The organism is Streptomyces sp. Go-475, assembly GCF_003330845.1.
Lineage (GTDB): Bacteria > Actinomycetota > Actinomycetes > Streptomycetales > Streptomycetaceae > Streptomyces.
Window position 1 is genome coordinate 483717 of record NZ_CP026121.1, and the last position, 21942, is coordinate 505658.

Genomic DNA, 21942 nt, shown 5'->3' on the forward strand with positions numbered 1-21942 from the left:
TCGGGGGCGCCGTCACCGCACCGGCACCGCGACGTACTGGTACTCCAGGAACTCGTCGATCCCGACCCGCCCGCCCTCGCGGCCGAGACCGGACTGCTTGACGCCGCCGAAGGGTGCGGCCGGGTTGGAGACGAGGCCGGTGTTCAGGCCCACCATGCCCACCTCCAGACCTTCGCTGACGCGCAGTCCCCGGTCCAGCCCCTGGGTGAAGACGTAACCGACCAGACCCCAGGGCGTGTCGTTGGCGCGGCGCAGGACCTCGTCCTCGTCGTCGAAGGTGAGGATCGCCGCGACCGGGCCGAAGATCTCGGTGTCCATCAGGCGGCTGCCCGGGTCGACGTCGGCGAGCACGGTCGGCGGGTAGAAGCAGCCGGGCCCCTCGGGCGTACGTCCGCCGACGAGCACGCGCGCGCCGCGCTCCACCGCGTCCGCGACGAGCTCCGCGACCTTGGCGCGTCCGGCGGCGTCGATGAGCGGGCCGACGTCGACGCCGTCCCGGGTGCCCGGGCCGACGACCAGCGCGCCCATGCGCTCGGCCAGCCGCCGCCCGAACTCCTCGGCCACCGACCGGTGCACGAAGAAGCGGTTGGCGGCGGTGCAGGCCTCGCCCATGTTGCGCATCTTGGCGACCATCGCGCCGTCCACGGCCACGTCCAGGTCGGCGTCGTCGAAGACGATGAACGGCGCGTTGCCGCCCAGCTCCATCGACGTGCGGACGACCGTGTCCGCGCACTGGGCCAGCAGCAGCCGTCCGACGGCCGTGGAGCCGGTGAAGGACAGCTTGCGGATCCGGCCGCCGCGCAGCAGCGGCTCGCAGACCTCTCCGGCGCGGGAGGTGGTGACGACGTTCAGCACGCCGTCCGGCAGACCGGCCTCCTTCAGGATCCCGGCCAGCGCGAGGCTGGACAGCGGAGTCTGCGGGGCCGGCTTGAGCACCATCGTGCAGCCCGCGGCGATCGCCGGGCCGATCTTGCGGGTGCCCATGGCCAGGGGGAAGTTCCACGGCGTGATGAGCAGGCAGGGGCCGACCGGCCGGCGGGAGAGCAGCATGCGGTTGCGGCCGTCGGGAAGGGTGCCGCAGCCGCCGTCGATGCGGACGGCCTCCTCGGAGAACCAGCGGAAGAACTCGGCGGCGTACGCCACCTCTCCCCTGGCCTCGGCGAGCGGCTTGCCCATCTCGGACGTCATCAGGTGGGCGAGTTGGTCGGCGCGCTCGAGGATGAGCTCGTGGGCGCGGCGCAGGATCTCGCTGCGGGCCCGGGGCGCGGTACGCGCCCAGTCGGCCTGGGCCTGGACGGCGGCCTCCTCGGCGAGCCGGGCGTCCTTGGGGCCCGCGTCGGCGACGTGGCAGAGGATCTCGCCGGTCGCGGGGTCGTCGACGGGCATGGTGGCGCCGTCCGCGGCGTCCACCCAGGCTCCACCGATGAACAGCTGGGTCAGTACCTCGGTCATGGTGTCTCTCCTGTGTGGTCGGCGGCGGGGTCGAGGAGTTCCGCGAGGTGCAGGGCGCGGATGTCCCGGTCTCCGGCGAGGTGGTCGATCTGGGTGGCGCAGCTGAAGCCGTCGGCGACGACGGGGCGTCCGTCGAGGTGGTCGATGCGGGGTTTGAGGGCCAGATCGGCGACGGCCATCGACGTTTCGTAGTGCTCGGCCTCGAAGCCGAAGTTCCCGGCGAGTCCGCAGCAGCCCTCGGCCTCGTCCACCTCGCGCACGCCGAGCCGGCGCAGCAGGTCGGCGGGGCGGCGGCCCTTGAAGGTGGCGTACTCGTGGCAGTGAGTCTGGAGGACGACGTTCTCGGGCAGCGGTGGCGGGCTCCAGTCCTGATCGGCGAGATCCGTGAGGGCCGCGGTGAAAGTCTGGACGCGGCTCGCCACGCGCTGGGCGGCCTCGGTGCCGAGCAGTTCGGGGACGTCACGTTTCAACGCTGCCGCACAGCTCGGCTCGGCCACGATGATCGGCCGGTCGTCACCGTCGTCGAGCGCGGCGACCGTGCGGGCCATGATCTTGCGGGCGACGTTCAGCTGGCCGGTGCTGACCCAGGTCAGCCCACAGCACAGTCCCTCCTGCGGCGCGCAGGGGATACCGGCGTCGGCCAGCACCCGGCTCGCGGCTCCCGCGATCTCGGGTCGGAAGGCGCGGGTGAAGCTGTCCACGAACAGCACGGCCTTCGCGGGCCCGGGGGCCTGGGCCGCGCGCAGGATCCTGCGCAGGGCGCGGCGGGAGGCGAAGGCGGGGATTCGCCGCTTGGTCGTGACGCCGCCCAGGCGGGCCAGGAGTTTGCCGAGCGGCCCGCGCAGCAGGGCGTTGACCGGCCGGGCGGCGTATCCGGCCAGGGCGGAGGTTTTGGGCAGCCAGCCCAGTGAGTAGTGGGAACGGGGGCGCAGGCGGCCCTTGTAGTGCTGGTGGAGGAACTCCGCCTTGTAGGTGGCCATGTCGACGCCGACCGGGCAGTCGCTGGAGCAGGCCTTGCACGACAGGCACAGATCGAGGGCATCGCGCACTTCGGTCGAGCGCCAGGCGTCCTTGATCGTCTCGCCGCGGACCATCTCCTGGAGCATGCGGGCCCGGCCGCGGGTGGAGGCGTTCTCCTCGCCCGTGGCCCGGTAGCTGGGGCACATCACCCCGCCCGCGTCACTGCGGCACCGCCCCACACCGACGCAGCGGCGTACGGAGCCGGCGAAACCGTCCTCGTCGTGCGGGAAGCCGAACGCCGTGTCCAACACTGGCAGTTCACGCAGCGCGAGGTCGGCGTCCAAGGGCGCGGGGTCGACGATCACGCCCGGGTTGAGCAGCCCCTCGGGGTCAAAAACCTGTTTGAATGCGGCGAACAGGCCGATCATGCGGTGGCTGTACATCACCTGGAGCAGTTCGCTGCGGGCGCGTCCGTCACCGTGCTCGCCCGACAGCGTGCCGCCGTGCCCGACGACCAGGGCGGCGGCTTCGGTGAGGAACCGGCGCATGACCGCCCGCCCCGCCTCCGTCGCCGGGTCGAAGTCGATGCGCACGTGGACGCAGCCGGCGCCGAAGTGCCCGTACAGCACACCGGTCAGCTGGTGCGTGGCCAGCAGCTTGCGGAAGTCGCGCAGGTAGGCGGCCAGGTGCTCCGGGGCGACGGCCGCGTCCTCCCAGCCGGGCCAGGACTCGCCGCCGTCCACGAGCCGGGCGGCCAGCCCGGCCCCGTCCTCACGCACCCGCCACAGCGCACGCCGCTCCGCCGGGCTCTCCACGACCCGGCCGCCCGTCATCCGCCCCCTCGCCTTGAGCACATCCAGCAGCTCAGCGGCCCGAGCGTTGACCACTGCCGGGTCGTCGCCTTCCAGCTCGACATACAGCCAGGCCCGCCCCTCGGGCAGCCCGGTGACGGAGTCCGGGCCGCGGCGGGCACGCATGGTGGCCACGATCGCCTCGTCCATGCCCTCCACCGCGCTGGGCGAGAAGCGCAGGATCTCCGGCACGTCCTCGGCCGCCTCGACCACGTCCTCGTAGCCCAGCGTCAGCAGCGCGGATGCCTGTGCGGCCGCCACCAGGCGGACCGTCGCGGCGGTGACGACCGCACAGGAGCCCTCCGTGCCCACCAGAGCACGAGCCACATCGAAGCCGTTCTCCGGCAGCAGGTGCTGCAACTGGAAACCCGACACCTGACGAGGGATCCGGCCCAGCTCGGTACGGATCGGCGCCAGATTGTCCTCGACCAACCGCCTGAGGTCGGATTCCAGGCGCGCGATGACCTCGCCGTCACCAGGGTCCACCGGATGCAGCCCCGTGTGGTCGGCCACGGCCCGCACACCGTCCGCCGTCACGATCTCCAGGGCCTCGACGTGGCCGCTGGTCCGCCCGTCGCGCACCGACCGGTTGCCGCACGCGTCGTTGCCGATCATGCCGCCGAGGGTGCAGCGGCTGTGCGAGGACGGATCCGGCCCGAAATCCAGCCCGTGCAACGCGGTCGCGCCGCGCAGCGCGTCCAGGACGACACCGGCCTCGACCCGCGCCGTACGGGCCTCCACGTCCATGTCCAGGATCCGGTTCATGTACCGGGAGAAATCCAGCACCACCCCCGGCCCGACCGCGTTGCCGGCCATGCTCGTGCCACCACCCCGGGCCGTGACCGGGATGCCCGTCTCCCGGCAGGCCCGCACCACCGCCACCACATCGTCCGCGGTACGCGGGAAGACCACGGCCTGCGGCGGGACACGGTAGTTGGAGGCGTCGTAGGCGTAGGGGCCCGTCGCTCCCGGGCCGGTCTCCACCCGCAGACCGGGCGCGATCTCGACGATGCGGGCCGTCAGACCCGCCAGGTCGCGGGTGGCGGTGGTCATCGGTCAGACGCCCCCGACGTGCCGGCCTCGACCGCGTTGGCCCAGGCCTGGAGGCCCTCGTCCACGGCCGTCTCGTCGATCACGAGCGCCGGGATCATCCGGACGACCTGGTTCCAGGCGCCGCAGAGCAGCAGGAGCAGGCCTTCGTCGACGGCGGCGCGCTGCACGCGGGCGGCGGTCTCGGGGTCGGGGCTGCCGTCCTCGGTGACGAACTCGGTGGCGAGCATGAGGCCGAGGCCGCGGACGTCGCCGATGCCCGGGGTCCGGTCGGCGACGGCTTCCAGGCCCTGGCGCAGCCGCTTGCCCATCGCCTCGGCGTTGTCGACGAGCTTCTCGTCGCGGACGACGTCCAGGGTCGCGCAGGCGGCGGCGCAGGCGACGGCGTTGGCGCCGTACGTGCCGCCCTGCGAGCCGGGCCAGGCCTTGCTCATCAGTTCCTCGGAGGCGGCGATGCCGGAGAGGGGGAAGCCGCTGGCCAGGCCCTTGGCGGTGACGAGGATGTCCGGGGTGACGCCGAAGTGGTCGTGGCCCCAGAAGCGGCCCGTGCGGCCGACGCCGGTCTGCACCTCGTCGAGGATCAGCAGGAAGCCGTGCCGGTCCGCCCGCTCGCGCAGCCCCTCCATGAAGGCGCGGTTCGCGGGCACGTAGCCGCCCTCGCCGAGCACCGGCTCGACGATGATCGCGGCGGTGTCGGCGGGCGAGGAGATCGTCTGGAGGGTGTAGTCCAGCTCCTTGAGGGCGAAGCGGGTCGCGGTCTCCTCGTCCCAGCCGTAGCGGAAGGCCGTCGGGAACGGGGTGACGACGACGCCGCTCATCAGCGGGGAGAAGCCGGACCGGAAGCGGATGCCGGAGGTCGTCATGGAGGCGGCGGCGACGGTACGGCCGTGGAAGCCGCCGTGGCAGACGATGACGTTGGGGCGGCCGGTGGCCTGGCGGGCCAGGCGCAGCGCCGCCTCGACGGCCTCGCTGCCGGAGTTGGTGAAGAACAGGCTGTCCAGGCCGGCGGGCAGCACCTCGCCGAGCTTCTCGACGAGGCGGCGCAGCGGCTGGTGCATGACGGTCGTGTACTGGCCGTGCACCAGCGTGCCGACCTGCTCCTGCGCCGCCGCCACGACCCTGGGGTGGCAGTGCCCGGTGCTGGTGACGCCGATGCCGGCGGTGAAGTCGAGGTAGCGGCGGCCGTCCTCACCGTAGAGGTGGACGCCTTCGCCCCGGGCCGCCACGACGGGCGTGGCCTGGCGAAGGTGCGGCGACAGTGCGGTCATGTGGGCTCCCGGCCGTACGTCGAGGTCTGGTTGCGTGGCTCTTCTCCGGTCACCGAGCATCCAGGCCGCCGCGAAGGGCGACAACGCGTGATCTGTCCAGCCGGAACGCGTTGTTCGGACGTTGTGTCAACCGCCGGACCCCTCGGGCACCACTCGCCCCTCGCGTGGACAGCTCTTGCGCAGGTCAGTGCCGCTTGTCAGAGTGACCGGGCACTCCCCCATGGAGACATCGTGAACGAACACCCCCCGACGGCCGGCCGGGACTCCGCCCCGGCCGGTCGCGCGCCCACCGTCGCCGACGTCCTGGCGCTGCCCGTCCTGGCCGCCGGGCAGCCCCAGGTCGTCACCGGGCTGAGGCAGCTGGACCGGCCGGTGCGCTGGGTGCACATCACCGAGCTGACCGACCCGGCCTCCTTCCTCAAGGGCGGCGAGCTGGTCCTGACCACCGGCATGCCCCTGCCCGAGGACGCCGCGGGGGTTCGCCGGTACGTGGACGAGCTGACCGAGGTGGGGGCGGCCGCCCTGGTCATCGAACTGGTGCGGCGCTACCACCGCCCGCCCGACGCCCTCGTCCGGGCGTGCCGCGCCCGGGGCCTGCCCCTGGTGACGCTCGCCCGGGACGTCAACTTCCTGGAGGTCACCCAGGTCGTCCACGCGCTCATCCTCGGCAGCCAGGCCGAGGCGATGCGCCGGACCCAGCGGATCCACGAGGCGTTCACCGCCCTGACCCTGCGCGGCGCGGGACCGGAGGACGTGGTGCGCGCTGCGGCGGAGATGAGCGGCCGTACGGTCGTCCTGGAGAACCTGATGCACCAGGCGCTGATCTGCGAGCCGTCGGGAAGCACGGTGCGGGACGCCCTCACCGGCTGGGAGCGGCGCTCCCGGGCCACCGAGCCCGGCGACCGCACGGAGGTGGGCGGACCGGAGGGCTGGCTCACCGCACCCGTGTCCTACCAGGGCGAACGCTGGGGCCGGCTGGCGATGCTGCCCGCCGAGGGGCAGCCCTTCGGGCCGGAGCACCGCACCGTCCTGGAGAGGACGGCGATGGCGCTGACGGTCGCCCGTCTCATCCACGCCACGCCGTGGGAGCACACGGCCCACCGCAACGCCCTGCGGGACCTGGCGGGACAGCGCCACCACTCCCCCGAGGACGCCCGGGCCCGCTGCGCCGCGCTGGGCCTGCCGACGGAGGGCGGTGTCTTCCTGGCGGTCCTCGCGGAGCTGGGGCCGGGCGGCGAGGGCGGCGAGCCGGAGACGCGGCTGCACCAGGAGCTGGCCTCGGCGGGGGTGCCGGCGCTCGTCGGCGAACTCTCCCCCGGCCGCCTCGGCATCCTGCTGGCCCTGCGGCCCGCCCAGTCCTGGCGTCCCGTGGCCGAACGCCTGAGCCGCGCCGTGCTGGCCCTGGCTCCGGCAGCGACCGTCGGCGCCGGCTCCGAGGTGGCCGACCTCGCCGACGCGGCCCGTTCCTTCCGGGAGGCGGCCCGGGTCCTGGAGGCCACCCCGCCCGGCCAGCCCCTGCCCGCCGACCGCTCCTTCCACGAACTGCCGGACATCGACCTGCGCCGTCTGCTGTACGCCCTGCGCGAGGACACCCGGATCCAGGACTACACCGAGCGCCGCCTCGGCCGGCTCATCGACCACGACACCCGGCACGGCACCGAGTTGCTGACGACCCTGGGCCACTACCTGGACGCCGCCGGCAACAAGACCACCGCGGCCCGCCGCGGCGGGCTGTCCAGGGAGACCATGTACCAGCGGCTGCGCACGATCGAACGCCTCCTGGACACCGACCTGGAGTCCGGCGAGCGCCGCACCGAACTCCACGTGGCCCTCACGGCGTTGCGCGTGCTGCGGGGCGACTGACCGGCAGGGACCTTTGGTGGGCCCTCCGGTCAGGTGTCGAAGTCCACCGTCAGCGCCTCCGACACGGGGAACGACTGGCACGTGAGGACGTAGCCCGCGTCGACCTCTGCCGGTTCGAGGGCGAAGTTGCGGCGCATGTCGGCCTTGCCGTCTGTGACCAGGGCGCGGCAGGTGCCGCAGACGCCGCCCTTGCAGGCGAACGGCAGGTCCGGGCGGGTCTGCTGGGCGCCTTCGAGGATGGTCCGCTCGCGGGGCAGGGCGGAGGTGGTGGAGCGGCCGTCGAGGGTGACGGTGACCTGGCTGACCGGGCCGGTGGGGCCGGTCTCGGTGTGCCGGACCTCGCGGACGGGCTCGTCGTCGGCGTAGAACAGCTCCTGGTGGACGCGGTCGGGGGGCACGCCGAGGCCGGCCAGGACCTGCTGGGCGGCGCGGACCATGCCGTGCGGGCCGCACAGCCACCAGTGGTCGGCGGACTCCACGTCGACCAGCGCGTCGACGAGCGCGGACAGCCGCTCGGCGTCGAGGCGGCCGGAGAGCACCTCGGCCTCGCGGGGCTCGCGGGACAGGACGTGGGCGAGCTGGAAGCGCGTCGGGTAGAGGTCCTTCAGGTCGGCCAGTTCGTCGGCGAACATCACCGTGCCCGTGCGGCGGTTGCCGTAGAGGAGGGTGACCGTCGAGCGGGGGTCGGCGGCGAGGACGGACTCGGCGATGGAGACCATGGGCGTGATGCCGGAGCCGGCCGCGACGAGGACGTGGTGGCCGGGGGTGGTGAGGTCGGGGGTGAAGGCGCCGGTGGGGGCCATCACCTCGACGGTGTCGCCGGGGCGGACCTCGTGCACGAGCCAGGAGGAGAAGAGGCCGCCGGGCACCACGCGCACGCCGATGCGGGGTGCCGTGCCGGCGGGTGAGCAGATGGAGTAGGAGCGGCGCTCGTCGCGGCCGTCGATCTCGCGCCGCAGGGTGAGCGACTGGCCGGGCGCGAAGGCGAACTCCTCGGCGAGTTCGGCGGGGATGTCGAAGCTGACGGCCACCGCGTCCTCGCACAGGGGCTGCACGGCGGCGACCCGCAGGGCGTGGAAGACCGGACGGCGGCGGGCACGCGCGCGTGCCGCCGGGGCGGGGGCCGGCTCCATCAGGTCCTCCATCAGATCTCCTTGACGTACTCGAAGGGCTCGCGGCAGGCGAGGCAGCGCCACAGGGCCTTGCAGGACGTGGCGCCGAAGCGGGAGGTCTCCTCGGTGTCGGGGTGGCCGCAGCGGGGGCAGGGCACCGAGCGGCGGGTCGGTGACAGCACGAGCGGCACCGGTCCGGCGGCGCGGGCGGGCGCGTCCCCGGGCGGGGCGATGCCGTGCTCGGCGAGCTTGCGGCGGCCCTCCGCCGTGATCCAGTCGCTGGTCCAGGGCGGGTCGAGGACGGTGCGGATCTCCACGCGCGCGTACCCGGCGTCGCGCAGCCGGGCGGCCACGCCGGCGCGCATCTCCGCCATGGCCGGGCAGCCCGAGTAGGTGGGGGTCAGGCTCGCGACGACCGTGCCGTCCTCGGTGAGCGACACCTCGCGCAGCACGCCCAGGTCGGCCAGGGTCAGCATGGGCAGCTCGGGGTCGGGCACCTGCTCGGCGATCCGCCGGGCCTGCCGCGCGTCCAGCACTGTCGTCACCATGCCGCCTCCGGGTGGGCGCGGGCCACGCCCTGCAGCTCGGCCAGCAGCGGGGCGAGATGCTCGGTGTGTTCCCCGGCGCGGCCCGAGCCGGGCAGCGGGCGGAAGACGGGCATGGGCAGTCCGGCGGCCTCGGTGACCTGCCGCAGGACGGCGACGACCTCGTCGCGGACGTCGTACGCCGTGAACAGCTCGCCCAGGTAGGGCGCCACCTGCTCCTGTGCCCGGCGCATCCGGCGGTGCGACTCGTCGGTGCCGTCGCCCAGGCGCACGGCCCACTCGGCCGCGTACTGCCGGTGGTACGCCAGCTCCTTCACGCCCTTGGCGGCGATCGCGGCGAGCACCGGGTCGCGGTGGGCGGTGAGCCGCTCGAAGTGCGCGAGGCGCCAGCTGGAGAGCACCAGCAGCCGGACGATCGAGAACGCGAAGTCGCCGTTGGGCAGTTCGGCCAGGCGTACGTTGCGGAAGTCGCCCGCGTCGCGGAAGTAGGCGAAGGCGTCCTCGTCGCGGCCGGTGCCGTCGACCTGGCCGGCGCGGGAGTAGAGCAGGCGGGCCTGGCCGAGCAGGTCGAGCCCGATGTTGGCCAGCGCCACCTCCTCCTCCAGCTCGGGGGCGCGGGTGGTCCACTCGGCGAGCCGCTGGGCCGAGATCAGGGCGTCGTCGGCCAACGTGACGCAGAGGTCGGCCAGTTCACCGGCGTCGACGCCGCCCGGCACGGTGGTGTCGACGCCGTGCAGCGGGTCCTCGAAGCCGGTGCCGTAGGCCCAGCGGGTGTCGTCCTCGTGCCCCTCGGCGAGGGTCAGGTAGACGTGGTCGTCACTCATGCCCTCTCCTTCAGATGTGCGGGACGTCGTCGGGGATGTCGTAGAAGGTCGGGTGGCGGTAGACCTTGTCGGCGCTGGGCGCGAAGAAGGGGTCCTTCTCGTCGCGGGTGGAGGCGGCGATGTGCTCGGAGCGGACGACCCAGATGCTCACGCCCTCGTTGCGCCGCGTGTACAGGTCGCGGGCGTGGGTGAGGGCCATCCGGTCGTCGGCGGCGTGCAGCGAGCCCACGTGGACGTGGTTCAGGCCGCGCTTGCCCCGTACGAACACCTCGTACAGCGGCCAGTTCTGCTTCTCGGCGGTCATGCCACCGCTCCCTTCCGCGTCCGGGACGCCTGCTTGGCCGCGTGGGCGGTGGCCGCCTCGCGCACCCAGGCGCCCTCCTCGTGGGCGCTGCGGCGCCGCTCCATCCGCTGGGCGTTGCACGGGCCGTCGCCCTTGATGACCCGCATCAGCTCGTCCCAGTCGGGCGTGCCGAAATCGTGGTGGCCCCGCTCCTCGTTCCAGCGCAGCTCCGGGTCGGGGAGCGTCACGCCGAGCTTCTCGGCCTGCGGGACGGTCATGTCGACGAAGCGCTGGCGCAGTTCGTCGTTGCTGTGCCGCTTGATCTTCCAGGCCATGGACTGCGCGGAGTTGGGCGAGGCGTCGTCGGGCGGGCCGAACATCATCAGGGAGGGCCACCACCAGCGGTTCACGGCGTCCTGCACCATCTCGCGCTGCTCCGGGGTGCCGCGCATCATCGTCATCAGCAGTTCGTAGCCCTGCCGCTGGTGGAAGGACTCCTCCTTGCAGATCCGCACCATGGCGCGCGCGTACGGCCCGTACGAGGACCGGCACAGCGGCACCTGGTTGCAGATCGCGGCGCCGTCGACGAACCAGCCGATCACGCCGACGTCGGCGAAGCTCAGCGTCGGGTAGTTGAAGATCGAGGAGTACTTCTGGCGGCCCTCGATGAGCCGCTCGGTCAGCTCGGCGCGGTCGGCGCCCAGCGTCTCCGCCGCCGAGTACAGGTACAGCCCGTGTCCCGCCTCGTCCTGGACCTTCGCGAACAGAATGGCCTTGCGGCGCAGCGACGGCGCGCGGGTGATCCACTCGCCCTCCGGCTGCATGCCGATGATCTCCGAGTGCGCGTGCTGCGCGATCTGGCGGATCAGTGTCTTCCGGTAGCCCTCCGGCATCCAGTCACGGGGCTCGATCCGCTGGTCCCGCGCGATCGTCGCGTCGAAGTGCCGCTGGAGAACCGGCTCGGTGCCGTCCGCCCCCGGGGGGCTGGAGTGTGTCGTGTCCATCCGTCCCACTTCCCAACCGACCATTCGTTCGGTCCATGGTATGACAACCCGGCGCGCCTTGGTAAGCCCCCGGCCCCTTGACAGGCACCCTGGCGACTTGGTTACTTGGCGACGCCGAAGCTAACCGAATGTTCGGTCGGGTCACAAGGGGGTGCGAGAAGTGAGCCATGCCGCCGGCGCGACGGCCGCCCGGGCGATGTTCGCCGCGGACCGGGCCTCCCGCGGGCTCGGGATCGAGCTGCTGGAGCAGGGTGAAGGGACCGCCGTGCTGCGGATGACGGTGACCCCGGCGATGGTGAACGGGCACGGGATCGCCCACGGCGGCTACGTCTTCCTGCTCGCCGACACCGCCTTCGCGTGCGCCTGCAACAGCCACGGCCCGGTGACCGTCGCGGCCGGCGCCGACATCACCTTCGTGACACCGGCGCACGAGGGCGACGTCCTCGTGGCACGGGCCGAGGAGCGCACCCGGTACGGCCGCAGCGGCCTCTACGACGTGACCGTGCTGCGGGACGACGAGGTGATAGCGGAGGTCCGGGGCCGCAGCCGAAGCATCAGGAGCACGAGGTCGGAGGAGTCGGGATGACGAGCGAGGCGACGGCCCCCCGGGTCACGGGCGGGACCGGGCGGCGGGGCGAGCCCCTCCCCCACGAGCTGCTGGACGACGGCGAGCGCCTGACGCGCGAGCGGCTGCGCGCGCTCCAGCTCGACCGACTGCGCCGGAGCCTGCGGCACGCCTACGACAACGTGGAGACGTACCGGGCGAAGTTCGACGCGGCCGGGGTCACGCCCGACGACTGCCGCTCCCTGGAGGACCTGGCCCGCTTCCCCTTCACGACGAAGGCCGACCTCAGGGACACCTACCCCTTCGGCATGTTCGCCGTCCCCATGGACCAGGTGCGCCGGGTCCACGCCTCCAGCGGCACCACCGGCCGGCCCACGGTCGTCGGCTACACGGAGAACGACCTGTCGATGTGGGCCGACCTGGTGGCCCGCTCGATCCGCGCCGCCGGCGGACGCCCGGGGCACAAGGTGCACATCTCCTACGGGTACGGGCTGTTCACCGGCGGCCTCGGCGCGCACTACGGCGCCGAGCGTGCCGGGTGCACGGTGATCCCCGCCTCGGGCGGCATGACGGCCCGGCAGGTGCAGATCATCCAGGACTTCCGGCCCGAGATCATCATGGTCACCCCGTCCTACATGCTCACCCTGCTCGACGAGTTCGAGCGGCAGGGCGTCGACCCGCGCACGAGCGGCCTGCGCGTGGGCATCTTCGGGGCCGAACCGTGGACGGAGGAGATGCGCCGCGAGATCGAGGAACGGACGGACCTCCACGCCGTCGACATATACGGCCTGTCGGAGGTGATCGGCCCGGGCGTTGCACAGGAGTGCGTGGAGACCAAGGACGGGCTGCACGTGTGGGAGGACCACTTCTACCCCGAGGTCGTCGACCCGATCACGGGCGAGGTGCTGCCCGAGGGCGAGGAGGGCGAGCTGGTCTTCACGTCCCTCACCAAAGAGGCCCTGCCGGTCGTCCGGTACCGCACCCGCGACCTGACCCGGCTGCTGCCCGGCACGGCCCGGCCCGCGTTCCGTCGCATCCAGAAGATCACCGGCCGCTGCGACGACATGATCATCCTGCGCGGGGTGAACGTCTTCCCGAGCCAGATCGAGGAGATCGTGCTGCGCACCCCGGGCGTCGCCCCGCACTTCCAGATCGAGCTGTCCCGGCGCGGCCGTCTGGACCACATGACGGTCCGCGTCGAGACCCGCCCCGGCACCGGCCCCGAGCAGCGGGAAACCGCTGCCGCGGCGATCGCGAAGGCCGTCAAGGACGGCATCGGCATCACCGCCGACGTGTCGATCGTCGAACCGGAGACCCTGGAGCGCTCACTGGGCAAGCTCCGCCGGGTCAAGGACCTGCGCCCGGAGTGACTGCTCGCGCACGGCCGCGGTGAACGCGTCACGCGCGTCTCGCCGTAGCCGGTGCGCCACCCGGCTCTCACAAGCGGCACCTCGCCTCCGACGCGGCGACGAGGGGGCCGGGTGCGGCCGCCCGGGGACGTTCCGCCTCGTGGGCGGCCGGCTTGCGGATCAGGAGCAGGGCCGCGTCGTCGTGCAGCCGGCCGCCCACGTGGGCCAGCAGTTCGTCGTGCAGGGCGTCGAGGGTCCGGCCCGGCTCGTGGGAGACGTGCCGCTCCAGGCCTTCGGCGAGCGGGTAGAAGGCGCGGCCGCCGTCGCGGGCCTCGGTGACCCCGTCGGTGTAGAGCAGCAGCTGGTCGCCGTCGGCGAAGGGAAGCGCCTGGAGGCGCGGCGCGTGCCCGGTGAGGGCGCGCAGTCCGAGGGGCGGGGCGGGATGCGCGGGCTCCACCGCCGTCACGCTCCCGGAGGCGTCCACGAGCAGCGGGGGCGTGTGCCCGCAGTTCACCACCTCCAGGTGCCCGGCCCGCGGGTATCCGGCGACGATGGCGGTGACGAAGTCGTCGTGGCCGAGGTTGCGCGCCAGGCTCCGCTCGATCCGGTCGACCACGGCGAGGAGATCGGGCTCGTCGTGGGCCGCCTCGCGGAAGACGCCCAGCACCAGCGCGGCGGTCCCCACGGCGGGCAGCCCCTTGCCGCGCACGTCGCCGACGATCAGCCGCACCCCGTGCGGGGTGGGGATCAGGGCGTAGAGGTCTCCGCCGATCCGGGCCTCGGCCGCGGCGGCGCTGTAGCGGACGGCCGCCTGGAACGGTCCGACGGTCGCCGGCACGGGCCTGAGCAGGGCGTGCTGGGCGGTCTCGGCGACCGAGCGGACGGCGGCGAGCACTCGTTCACGGCGCCCGCGCAGGACACCGGCCAGGCCGCTTGCGAGGGTGACGGCCACCAGGGCGGCCAGCAGGGCGGCCACTTCACGGCCGGGCACGCCGTCGTGGGTGCCGAGGGTCGCGCCGAGCGCCACGGTGAGGCCGCCGACGCAGAGGACTCCGCGCGGCCCGTTGGTCGTGGCCGCCAGGGCGGGTCCGGCCGCGAGCAGGGGCAGCCAGATCATCCCCGCTCCGTCGGCGAGGTCGGCGAGCACCACGGCGGAGACGACCAGGACGGGCAGGAGTGGCAGGACGGGCGCGCCCGCCGTCAGCCGCGCCACGGCGCGCCCGCGGGCCGAAGCCCTGGTGCCGAACGCTCGATTGCCGGACGGCCCTCCAGGCCGGTGGTCGCCACCACGGTCTCGGGCTTGGCTCATGTTCGCTTCCGCAGTCCTCACCTGCGCGCCGGACGCGCACTACTGAAATGCCTGTTTCATCCAGAAAACGGGGTGAGGTCGGACACGGGCAAGGAGAGGATTTTCAGATAGTGAGCGAGAGGCTCCGGGTCACGCGGCTCGCGGTCGGGAGCAGCCGCTCCCGGATCTCCGGCAGCCGGGAGAGCCGGTTCGCCGGCAGGGAGACGCCGAGGGAGCCGAGCGTGTCGCCGCTGTAGACCGGGACGGCGACGCAGACGGTGCCCAGGGTGTACTCCTCCAGGTCCGTGACGGCCGGGGCGAGGGGCGGGGTCTCCAGCCGCCGGAGCAGTTCGGGCAGGCTGGTGATCGTCCGCGGGGTGAGGTCGGCGAGGTGGTGGCGGGAGAGGTAGTCCTTGCGGTCTTCCTCGTCCAGTTCGCGCAGCACGGTCTTGCCCAGTGCGGTGGCGTGCCCCGCGTCCTCGAAGCCGACCCAGAGGTCGACGCGGGGCGTTCCGGGGCCGTCGACGATCTCGGCGACCCGGATCTCGCCGTCCTCGTAGAAGGTGAGGTAGGCCGCCGTCGCGAGTTCGTCCCGCAGGGCGGCGAGCGTGGGCCGGACACGGCTGAGCAGTGCCTGCGCGCGGCCCGTGGTCCGCAGTGTCTGCAGCTTGTCGCCGAGGATGAACCCGCCGTCGTCCAGTTTCCGCACGTACCCGTCGTGGGTCAGGGTCCGCAGCAGGTGGTAGGCGGTGGCCAGGGGCAGGCCCGTCTCCCGCGCCAGCTGCTTCGCCGGCGCGCCGTTCTCGTGCGCGCTCACCGCCTCCAGCAGCCGCATCGCCCGCTGGACGGAGGTGATGAGCGTAGGGCCGTCTCGCGCACCCATACGACCAGCGTGCGTCAGGCGCACGGCGCGGGCAAGGCAGACCGGCGGCGCCCCGGACTCCGGCACTCCGGACTCCGGACTTCGGCACTCCGGACTCCGGCACCCCGGTGGCCACGGGCGTCCCGCTGATCGCGGCGTCCGGAGAGTAGGCCGGAAGCGGACGTGGGCCGCGAAACGCCGCCGTGGTCCTTCTCGGCCCTCCCGTCACCGGCGACCATGCCATGTCATGGACATCTTGCTCGTCGCCAGCGCGTTCAACAGCCTGTCCCAGCGCGTGTACGCCGAACTGTCGGACCAGGGGCACCGGGTGGACGTCGTCCTCGCCTCGCACGGCGCCGACGCGGTCCGCGGCGCCGTACGCGAGGTGGGACCGGAGCTGATCGTCGCCCCGATGCTGAAGTCGGCCCTGCCGGAGGACGTGTGGCGGGAGCACACCTGCCTGATCGTGCACCCGGGGCCGCCCGGCGACCGCGGCCCGTCCGCCCTGGACTGGGCGATCGCCGAGGAGGCGTCCGAGTGGGGCGTGACGGTGCTCCAGGCCGAGGCGGCGATGGACGCGGGCGACATCTGGGCTGACGGGACGTTCCCGGTGCCGCCGGCCGGCAAGAGCGACCTGTACCGCAACGAGGTGTCCGACGCGGCCACGGCCGCCGTCCTGCTCGCCGTGCGGCGGTTCGCCGAGGGGTCCTTCAAGCCGCGCCCGCAGAGCGATCCGGGGATCCGTGTGACGTGGCGGGACTACTTCCGCCAGGAGCAGCGGCGGATCGACTGGGAGCACGACGACACCGCGACGGTGCTGCGCAAGCTCCGCGGCGCCGATTCGCAACCGGGCGTCCTGGACGAGCTCTGCGGCCGGGAGGTGTTCCTGCACGGCGGGCACCCGGAGGACCGGCTGCGCGGACGGCCCGGTGAACTGCTCGCGACCCGGTCCGGCGCGGTCTGCCGGGCCACCCGGGACGGCGCGGTGTGGATCCCGGAGCTGCGCCCCCGCAAGACCTCCGGCGACCCGGCGCCGTTCCGCCGCCCGGCCGCCTCGGTGCTCGCCGGCTTCCCGGCACCGCCCGGCAGCGGCCCGGGCATGCCGGGTTCGAACGGCCGCCCGTACTGGCTGCCGGAGATCGCCGTCCCGCTCGAACTGCCCCCGGAGCGCACCACCTGGACGGACATCCGCTACCGGCAGCGGGGGGACGTCGGCTTCCTGTCGTTCTCGTTCCCGGGCGGGGCGATGAGCACCGTCCACTGCCGCAGGCTGCTCGCCGCCTACCGGTACGCGCTCACCCGCCGCACCTCGGTGCTGGTGCTGGGCGGTGCCCGCGACTTCTTCTCCAACGGCATCCACCTCAACGTCATCGAGGCCGCGGACGACCCGGCGGAGGAGTCCTGGTCCAACCTCGTCGCCATGAACGACCTGGTCGAGGCCGTGCTGCGCACCACCGACCGGGTGGTGGTGGCGGCCGTCGGCGGCAACGCGGCGGCCGGCGGCGTGATGCTCGCCCTGGCCGCCGACGAGGTGTGGTGCCGCACGGGCAGCGTCCTCAACCCGCACTACCGGAACCTGGGCCTGTACGGCTCGGAGTACTGGACGTACTCGCTGCCGCGCCGCGTCGGAGCCGAGGCGGCGGAGCGGCTGACGAGCGAGGCGCTGCCGTTGAGCGCGGCGAGTGCCGAGCGGACCGGGCTGGTGGACCGTCTGGTGCCGGTGCCCGCCGCGGAGTTCGCCACGGAGGTCGAGCGCCTGGCCGCCGAGGTGGCCGCCGACCCTGACCTCGCCCGCCGGATCACCACCAAGGCCACGGCACGGCACGCGGACGAACTCCAGCGGCCCCTTGCGGAGTACCGGCGCACCGAACTCGCCCGTATGCGCGCCGTCTTCTTCGACCCGCAGGCCCCGTACCACGCGCTGCGCTCCGCGTTCGTCCGCAAGCTCCCGCACGGCTCCGCCCGGCCGCTGGTCCGGGAGGGTGCGCGGTGAGCGCGCGGCTGCTCGTGGCGGGCGTCGGCAACATCTTCCTCGCGGACGACGCCTTCGGCCCCGAAGTGATCCGCGCCCTGGAGCGGCACCCCCTGCCGCCCGAGGTACGGGTGCGGGACTTCGGCATCCGCGGCATGGACCTGGCGTACGAACTGCTCGACGGCTACGACACGGCCGTCCTGGTCGACGCGTCCGTCCGGGGACACGCGCCGGGCACCCTGTCGCTGATCGAGCCGGACCTGCCCGGTGATCCCGCGACGGCCGCTCCTCCCGAGGCGCACGGCATGGACCCCGCGAAGGTCCTCGCCCTCGCCGCCCACCTGGGCGACGAGCCGCTCCCCCGCGTCCTGGTCCTCGCCTGCGAACCCGAGCTGCGGGCACCCGCCGACGAGGACATCGCCCCGGGCGTCAGCGCGACCGTGCGCGAGGCGGTCGATCGGGCCGTCGCGGCGCTGCACACCATGGTCCCGGTGCTGCTCGCCGACCCGGGGGCCAGGCCCCCGTTGAGCCGCCCGGACGAATCCGCCGCCCTGTCCCCGGCCGGGCTGCGGGGATCGGTGAGCGGGGGCGCCGAGGATCGGTAGCGGAACGATTTCCCTACCGACCGCGAGGAGCGGCGCCCATGTGCGATTCCGTGGACGAGGTCACCCGGGCCGTCCTGGCGAGGAACGACGGTCTGGCGGCGGGCCTGCGCGAGGAACTGGCCCGGCGGGCGGTGAGCGTGGTCAACCTGCTGTCCAGCCCGGGCAGCGGCAAGACGGAACTGCTCGGCCGGGTGCTGGCCCGGGCGGTGGAGCGGGGCCTTCCGGTGGCCGCGCTCGCCGCCGACCTGGCGACCGAGAACGACGCCGACCGGCTGGCCCGTTCCGGGGCCCCGGTGAAGCAGCTGCTGACCGACGGGCTGTGCCACCTGGAGGCGCGGCAGCTGCGCGGGCACGTGGAGGGCTGGCTGCCCGAGGGAACCTCGCTGCTGTTCGTGGAGAACGTCGGCAACCTCGTGTGCCCGGCCTCCTACGACCTCGGCGAGAGCCTGCGGATCGTCCTCATGGCGGTGACGGAGGGCGAGGACAAGCCGCTCAAGTACCCCACGGCCTTCGGGTCCGCCCATCTGGTGGTGCTGACCAAGACGGATCTGGCGGGGCCGGCCGGGTTCGACGAGGCCGCCTTCGACGCCCACGTGCAGCGGGTCAACCCCGGGGTGGAGGTGCTGCGGTCCTGCGCGCGCACCGGGGTCGGCGTGGACGCCCTGCTGGAGCGGGTTCTCGCCGTACGGGGCGGGGCGCCGGCGCACCGGCCTCCGCTGGCGCCCCGCCCGCACACGCACGCCCATGAGGACGCCGAAGCCGGCCTCGTACCGTGACCGCGCCGGCGGTCGCCCAGGCGGTGCGCCGCCGCGTCACCGTGCGCGGCACCGTGCAGGGCGTGGGCTTCCGCCCCTTCGTGCACCGCCTGGCCACCGATCTCGCCCTCGCGGGCTTCGTGAGCAACACCGCGAGCGGTGTCCTCATCGAGGTGGAGGGCCCGCCGGAGGGCGTCGCCGACTTCTGCGACCGGCTGGCCGCGGAGCCACCGCCGCTGGCGACCGTCACCGGTGTCGGGGTCGAGGACCTGCCCGTCACGGGCGCCGACGGCACCTTCAGCATCCGCTCCACGGACCAATCCCCGGGCCGCACCCACCTCCCGCCCGACACCGCGGCCTGCGGCGACTGCCTGCGCGAGCTGGCCGATCCGGCCGACCGCCGGCACCGGCACCCGTTCGTCACCTGCACCCACTGCGGGCCCCGCTTCACCATCGCCACCGGCATGCCGTACGACCGGGCGGTGACGACCATGGCCGGCTTCCCGATGTGCGCCGAGTGCGCACGGGAGTACGGCGACCCCCTCGACCGGCGCTTCCACGCCCAGCCCGTGGCCTGCCCCGACTGCGGTCCCCGGCTGTGTGTGGTGCCCGCCGCCGGCAGCGGGGTCCGCCCGGCGCGGGACGCCGACGCCCTCGCGGCGGCGCGGGCGCTGCTGGCCGCCGGGCGGATCGTCGCCGTCAAGGGCCTCGGCGGCTACCACCTGGCGTGTGACGCCACCGACGCGCGGGCCGTCGAGACGCTGCGCACCCGCAAGGCGCGCGGCGGCAAGCCGTACCTCTTCGCGTCGCCGCACCACCCGCCCGGCGCCTCCGGGCAGCGGCTCGATGTCCTCGCCGGCCGCGGCGCCCACGGCGACGGTGCGTGCGCCGCGCAGGAGCTCGTCGAGGGGGAGGGCGATGCCGGCTTGGCGCGGTACGGCCTCGTCGAAGGTCAGGTGCGCGGTGCCGTCGTCGGTGCGCAGCGACTCGACGGGGCGCTGGCCGGTGTCCTCCACCTGCTTGCGCTGCATCTGGAGGTAGCGGATCCGCACGCGTACGCGGGCGCTGTCGAGCCGCCGGATCCGCAGCAGGCACTCGGTCCGCTGGTACCAGGAGTCGGCGGAGCCGGAGACGCCGGGGACGACCGGGCCGTCCGACTCGACCCAGTCCCGGGGGAACAGCACGCCGAACTGCCAACGGACGCGGTTCTTGGCCGAGGATCGGCGGTAGGGGTAGAGGAGGTAGCCCTCGTAGAGGACGGCGTCGGCGACGGCGCTGAACTGCTCGAAACCGGGCAGGTCCGCACCGCCCCGTGTGGCGGCGCTCCGTGCGCCCGTCTCGACCACGGCCTCCGCCATCGCGCCTCCTCGTCCCGGTCTGCACGCGCATCCCTTCCACCACGTTCACACCGGTCATCCACCGTCGCCGCCTCCGGCGCAGTGGCGCTGGGCTGTTCGGGTTGTCGACCGGGAGGCTGCCTCGGGCGGCGGTGTGCGGGGCGGCTGCCGTACCGGCGAGGGACAGCGCGGTGAGGGCCGCCAGGACAGCGGCCAGCCCTACGGGGCGTGCGGGGAGAAGGCCTTCGGTGGATGGCGCAGCTCACCGCAAGATCCAGCCGTTCGCGGGAACACGTCACCCCATGGACCAGCCGATGAACCTCCCCCGCCCCACCACGAGCCCCGCCGTCACGACCCTGGCCGACCCGCTGGTCAACAAGGGCACCGCCTTCAGCCGCGGCGAACGCGAGGCACTCGGTCTCGACGGACTCCTCCCGCCCGCCGTCGAGACCCTGGACGAACAGGTCGCCCGGGCCTACGAGGCGTTCCGCGGTTACGACAAGCCCCTGAACCGGCACATCTACCTGCGGCAGCTGCAGGACACGAACGAGGTGCTCTTCTACCGTCTGGTCACCGAGCACCTGGAGGAGCTGCTGCCCGTCGTCTACACCCCGACGGTGGGTGAGGCCTGCCGGCGGTTCAGCGAGATCTACCGGCGGCCCCGGGGTCTGTTCCTGACCTGGGAGGACCGGCACCGCTTCCGGGACATCCTGCGCAACCGCCCGCACCCGGACCAGGACGTGGACGTCATCGTCGTCACCGACGGGCAGCGCATCCTCGGCCTGGGCGACCAGGGCGTCGGCGGCATGGGCATCCCGATCGGCAAGCTCAGCCTCTACACGGCGATCGGCGGCATCCACCCCGCCCGCACGCTGCCGATCCTGCTCGACGTCGGCACGGACAACGAGGAGCTGCTCGACAACCCGCGCTACCTGGGCCGCCGCGCCCGCAGGCTGACCGGCGCCGAGTACGACGAGATGATCGAGGCGTTCGTGTCGGCGGTCGAGGCGGAGCTGCCGGGGACGCTGCTGCAGTGGGAGGACTTCGCCACCGCCCACGCGTATCCGATCCTGGAGCACTACCGGGACCGGCTGCTCACCTTCAACGACGACATCCAGGGCACGGCGTCCGTGACGCTCGGCGCCCTGTCGACCGCCGCGGACGTGGCGGGCACCCCGCTGCGCGACCAGCGCCTGGTGATCCTGGGCGCGGGGTCGGCCGCCATCGGCGTCGCCGACATGATCCGTACGGCGATGATGGACGAGGGGCTGCCGGAGGACGAGGCCACGGATCGGTTCCGGATCCTCGACGTGGACGGCCTCCTGGTGTGCTCCCGCACCGAACTGACGCCCCAGCAGCGGAAGTTCGCGCGTGACGACAGCGAGGTGGCCGGCTGGGACGGCACCGGCCTCGCCGAGGTGGTGCGCCGCGTGGAGCCGACGGCGCTCATCGGGCTGTCGACGGCTCATGGCGCGTTCACCGAGGAGATCGTCCGGCAGATGGCCTCGACCTGCGAACGGCCCGTCATTTTCCCGCTCTCCAACCCCACCTCCCACTCCGAGGCGGACCCCGCGGACCTCACCCGGTGGACCGACGGGCGGGCGCTGATCGCCACGGGTTCGCCCTTCCCGCCGCTGACGGTGGACGGGCGCCAGGTGCCGGTGGCGCAGTCGAACAACGTGTACGTCTTCCCGGCCATGGGCCTCGCGGTGACCGCGAGCCGCGCCACGAGCGTCACCGACCGCATGTTCGTGGCCGCCGCCCGGGCCGTCGCACAGTGCGCGGTGCGCGCGGCGGACGGCGACGACGGGCCCGTACCGCTGCTGCCGCCCCTGGCCGGCATGCGGGAGGCGGCTCGCGAGATCGCCCTGGCCGCGGCCCTCGCCGCCGTCGAGGACGGAGTGGCCCCGCAGGCCACGGAGGAGGAGCTGCGCAAGGCGGTCGCGCAGGCGCAGTGGACGCCCCGCTACGCGGACTGAACATCGCCGCGTGCCCGC

Annotated in this window: 18 protein-coding genes; 8 read left to right on the forward strand and 10 right to left on the reverse strand. The window is 73.5% G+C overall.

Annotation, left to right across the window (positions count from 1 at the left end):
- Positions 1 to 12: 12 nt before the first annotated feature.
- Genes C1703_RS02245 through C1703_RS02255 form a run of 3 tightly spaced genes read right to left on the reverse strand, consistent with a single transcriptional unit; the run spans position 13 to position 5581 of the window.
- On the reverse strand, positions 13 to 1452 hold the full coding sequence (locus tag C1703_RS02245) for an NAD-dependent succinate-semialdehyde dehydrogenase (protein WP_114250287.1): 1440 nt from the start codon (positions 1450 to 1452) through the stop codon (positions 13 to 15).
- Complete coding sequence (locus C1703_RS02250; protein ID WP_114250288.1) at positions 1449 to 4316, reverse strand: FAD-binding and (Fe-S)-binding domain-containing protein; 2868 nt, start codon at positions 4314 to 4316, stop codon at positions 1449 to 1451. The genes C1703_RS02245 and C1703_RS02250 overlap by 4 nt, the downstream gene beginning before the upstream one ends.
- Positions 4313 to 5581, reverse strand: coding sequence for an aminotransferase class III-fold pyridoxal phosphate-dependent enzyme (locus C1703_RS02255; RefSeq protein WP_114250289.1), 1269 nt, complete (start codon positions 5579 to 5581; stop codon positions 4313 to 4315). Before C1703_RS02255 ends, C1703_RS02250 begins: the two co-directional genes overlap by 4 nt.
- 231 nt (positions 5582 to 5812) lie before the next feature.
- On the opposite strand from C1703_RS02255, the gene C1703_RS02260 reads away from it, so the two are divergent.
- On the forward strand, positions 5813 to 7444 hold the full coding sequence (locus C1703_RS02260) for a PucR family transcriptional regulator ligand-binding domain-containing protein (protein WP_114250290.1): 1632 nt from the start codon (positions 5813 to 5815) through the stop codon (positions 7442 to 7444).
- Between the two features lie 29 nt (positions 7445 to 7473).
- On the opposite strand, the gene paaE is transcribed toward C1703_RS02260, so the two are convergent.
- The 5 genes from paaE to paaA are packed head-to-tail and all read right to left on the reverse strand — an operon-like array spanning position 7474 to position 11212.
- Positions 7474 to 8577: a 1,2-phenylacetyl-CoA epoxidase subunit PaaE gene (paaE, locus tag C1703_RS02265; protein ID WP_114257246.1), complete on the reverse strand. Its 1104-nt coding sequence runs from the start codon at positions 8575 to 8577 to the stop codon at positions 7474 to 7476.
- An 11-nt stretch (positions 8578 to 8588) separates the two neighbouring features.
- Positions 8589 to 9104 carry a 1,2-phenylacetyl-CoA epoxidase subunit PaaD gene (gene paaD / locus C1703_RS02270; RefSeq protein WP_114250291.1) on the reverse strand — a complete coding sequence of 172 codons (516 nt, stop codon included), beginning with the start codon at positions 9102 to 9104 and terminating at the stop codon, positions 8589 to 8591.
- Positions 9098 to 9925 carry a 1,2-phenylacetyl-CoA epoxidase subunit PaaC gene (gene paaC, locus C1703_RS02275; protein WP_114250292.1) on the reverse strand — a complete coding sequence of 276 codons (828 nt, stop codon included), beginning with the start codon at positions 9923 to 9925 and terminating at the stop codon, positions 9098 to 9100. Before paaC ends, paaD begins: the two co-directional genes overlap by 7 nt.
- A gap of 10 nt (positions 9926 to 9935) precedes the next feature.
- The gene (paaB, locus tag C1703_RS02280) at positions 9936 to 10229 is read right to left on the reverse strand and encodes a 1,2-phenylacetyl-CoA epoxidase subunit PaaB (protein ID WP_003988149.1); all 294 of its coding nucleotides are present in this window, start codon (positions 10227 to 10229) and stop codon (positions 9936 to 9938) included.
- Positions 10226 to 11212, reverse strand: coding sequence for a 1,2-phenylacetyl-CoA epoxidase subunit PaaA (gene paaA / locus C1703_RS02285; protein ID WP_114250293.1), 987 nt, complete (start codon positions 11210 to 11212; stop codon positions 10226 to 10228). The genes paaB and paaA overlap by 4 nt, the downstream gene beginning before the upstream one ends.
- Before the next feature lie 196 nt (positions 11213 to 11408).
- On the opposite strand from paaA, the gene paaI reads away from it, so the two are divergent.
- A complete protein-coding gene (gene paaI / locus C1703_RS02290; protein WP_114250294.1) occupies positions 11409 to 11798 on the forward strand; it encodes a hydroxyphenylacetyl-CoA thioesterase PaaI in 390 nt (129 codons plus the stop codon).
- Positions 11795 to 13147, forward strand: a complete 1353-nt coding sequence (gene paaK / locus C1703_RS02295) for a phenylacetate--CoA ligase PaaK (RefSeq protein ID WP_114250295.1) — start codon at positions 11795 to 11797, stop codon at positions 13145 to 13147. The genes paaI and paaK overlap by 4 nt, the downstream gene beginning before the upstream one ends.
- Before the next feature lie 67 nt (positions 13148 to 13214).
- Here the strand turns inward: paaK and C1703_RS02300 are convergent, their stop codons facing one another.
- Complete coding sequence (locus C1703_RS02300; RefSeq protein WP_114250296.1) at positions 13215 to 14435, reverse strand: PP2C family protein-serine/threonine phosphatase; 1221 nt, start codon at positions 14433 to 14435, stop codon at positions 13215 to 13217.
- A gap of 103 nt (positions 14436 to 14538) precedes the next feature.
- Entirely contained in the window at positions 14539 to 15297 is a 759-nt protein-coding gene (locus tag C1703_RS02305; protein ID WP_114250297.1) for an IclR family transcriptional regulator, read from the reverse strand.
- Between the two features lie 226 nt (positions 15298 to 15523).
- Here C1703_RS02305 and C1703_RS02310 point away from each other — a divergent pair, with 226 nt between their 5' ends.
- The 5 genes from C1703_RS02310 to C1703_RS02335 all read left to right on the forward strand — a co-directional run bounded on the left by C1703_RS02310 (position 15524) and on the right by C1703_RS02335 (position 21924).
- Positions 15524 to 17269: a hydrogenase maturation protein gene (locus tag C1703_RS02310; protein ID WP_114250298.1), complete on the forward strand. Its 1746-nt coding sequence runs from the start codon at positions 15524 to 15526 to the stop codon at positions 17267 to 17269.
- Positions 17266 to 17853 carry a hydrogenase maturation protease gene (locus C1703_RS02315; RefSeq protein ID WP_114250299.1) on the forward strand — a complete coding sequence of 196 codons (588 nt, stop codon included), beginning with the start codon at positions 17266 to 17268 and terminating at the stop codon, positions 17851 to 17853. The genes C1703_RS02310 and C1703_RS02315 overlap by 4 nt, the downstream gene beginning before the upstream one ends.
- A gap of 38 nt (positions 17854 to 17891) precedes the next feature.
- Complete coding sequence (gene hypB, locus C1703_RS02320) at positions 17892 to 18629, forward strand: hydrogenase nickel incorporation protein HypB (protein ID WP_114250300.1); 738 nt, start codon at positions 17892 to 17894, stop codon at positions 18627 to 18629.
- Positions 18626 to 20140, forward strand: coding sequence for an acylphosphatase (locus C1703_RS39520; RefSeq protein WP_232840382.1), 1515 nt, complete (start codon positions 18626 to 18628; stop codon positions 20138 to 20140). Before hypB ends, C1703_RS39520 begins: the two co-directional genes overlap by 4 nt.
- A gap of 107 nt (positions 20141 to 20247) precedes the next feature.
- Positions 20248 to 21924 carry an NAD-dependent malic enzyme gene (locus C1703_RS02335; RefSeq protein ID WP_198678398.1) on the forward strand — a complete coding sequence of 559 codons (1677 nt, stop codon included), beginning with the start codon at positions 20248 to 20250 and terminating at the stop codon, positions 21922 to 21924.
- Positions 21925 to 21942: the final 18 nt, after the last annotated feature.

Coding starts and splice junctions, on each gene's coding strand:
- C1703_RS02245 (WP_114250287.1), bottom strand. CDS start 1,452: ATGACCGAGGTACTGACCCAGCTGTTCATCGGTGGAGCCTGGGTGGAC.
- C1703_RS02250 (WP_114250288.1), bottom strand. CDS start 4,316: ATGACCACCGCCACCCGCGACCTGGCGGGTCTGACGGCCCGCATCGTC.
- C1703_RS02255 (WP_114250289.1), bottom strand. CDS start 5,581: ATGACCGCACTGTCGCCGCACCTTCGCCAGGCCACGCCCGTCGTGGCG.
- paaE (WP_114257246.1), bottom strand. CDS start 8,577: ATGGAGCCGGCCCCCGCCCCGGCGGCACGCGCGCGTGCCCGCCGCCGT.
- paaD (WP_114250291.1), bottom strand. CDS start 9,104: ATGGTGACGACAGTGCTGGACGCGCGGCAGGCCCGGCGGATCGCCGAG.
- paaC (WP_114250292.1), bottom strand. CDS start 9,925: ATGAGTGACGACCACGTCTACCTGACCCTCGCCGAGGGGCACGAGGAC.
- paaB (WP_003988149.1), bottom strand. CDS start 10,229: ATGACCGCCGAGAAGCAGAACTGGCCGCTGTACGAGGTGTTCGTACGG.
- paaA (WP_114250293.1), bottom strand. CDS start 11,212: ATGGACACGACACACTCCAGCCCCCCGGGGGCGGACGGCACCGAGCCG.
- paaI (WP_114250294.1), top strand. CDS start 11,409: ATGTTCGCCGCGGACCGGGCCTCCCGCGGGCTCGGGATCGAGCTGCTG.
- paaK (WP_114250295.1), top strand. CDS start 11,795: ATGACGAGCGAGGCGACGGCCCCCCGGGTCACGGGCGGGACCGGGCGG.
- C1703_RS02300 (WP_114250296.1), bottom strand. CDS start 14,435: ATGAGCCAAGCCCGAGACCGTGGTGGCGACCACCGGCCTGGAGGGCCG.
- C1703_RS02305 (WP_114250297.1), bottom strand. CDS start 15,297: ATGGGTGCGCGAGACGGCCCTACGCTCATCACCTCCGTCCAGCGGGCG.
- C1703_RS02310 (WP_114250298.1), top strand. CDS start 15,524: ATGGACATCTTGCTCGTCGCCAGCGCGTTCAACAGCCTGTCCCAGCGC.
- hypB (WP_114250300.1), top strand. CDS start 17,892: ATGTGCGATTCCGTGGACGAGGTCACCCGGGCCGTCCTGGCGAGGAAC.
- C1703_RS02335 (WP_198678398.1), top strand. CDS start 20,248: ATGGACCAGCCGATGAACCTCCCCCGCCCCACCACGAGCCCCGCCGTC.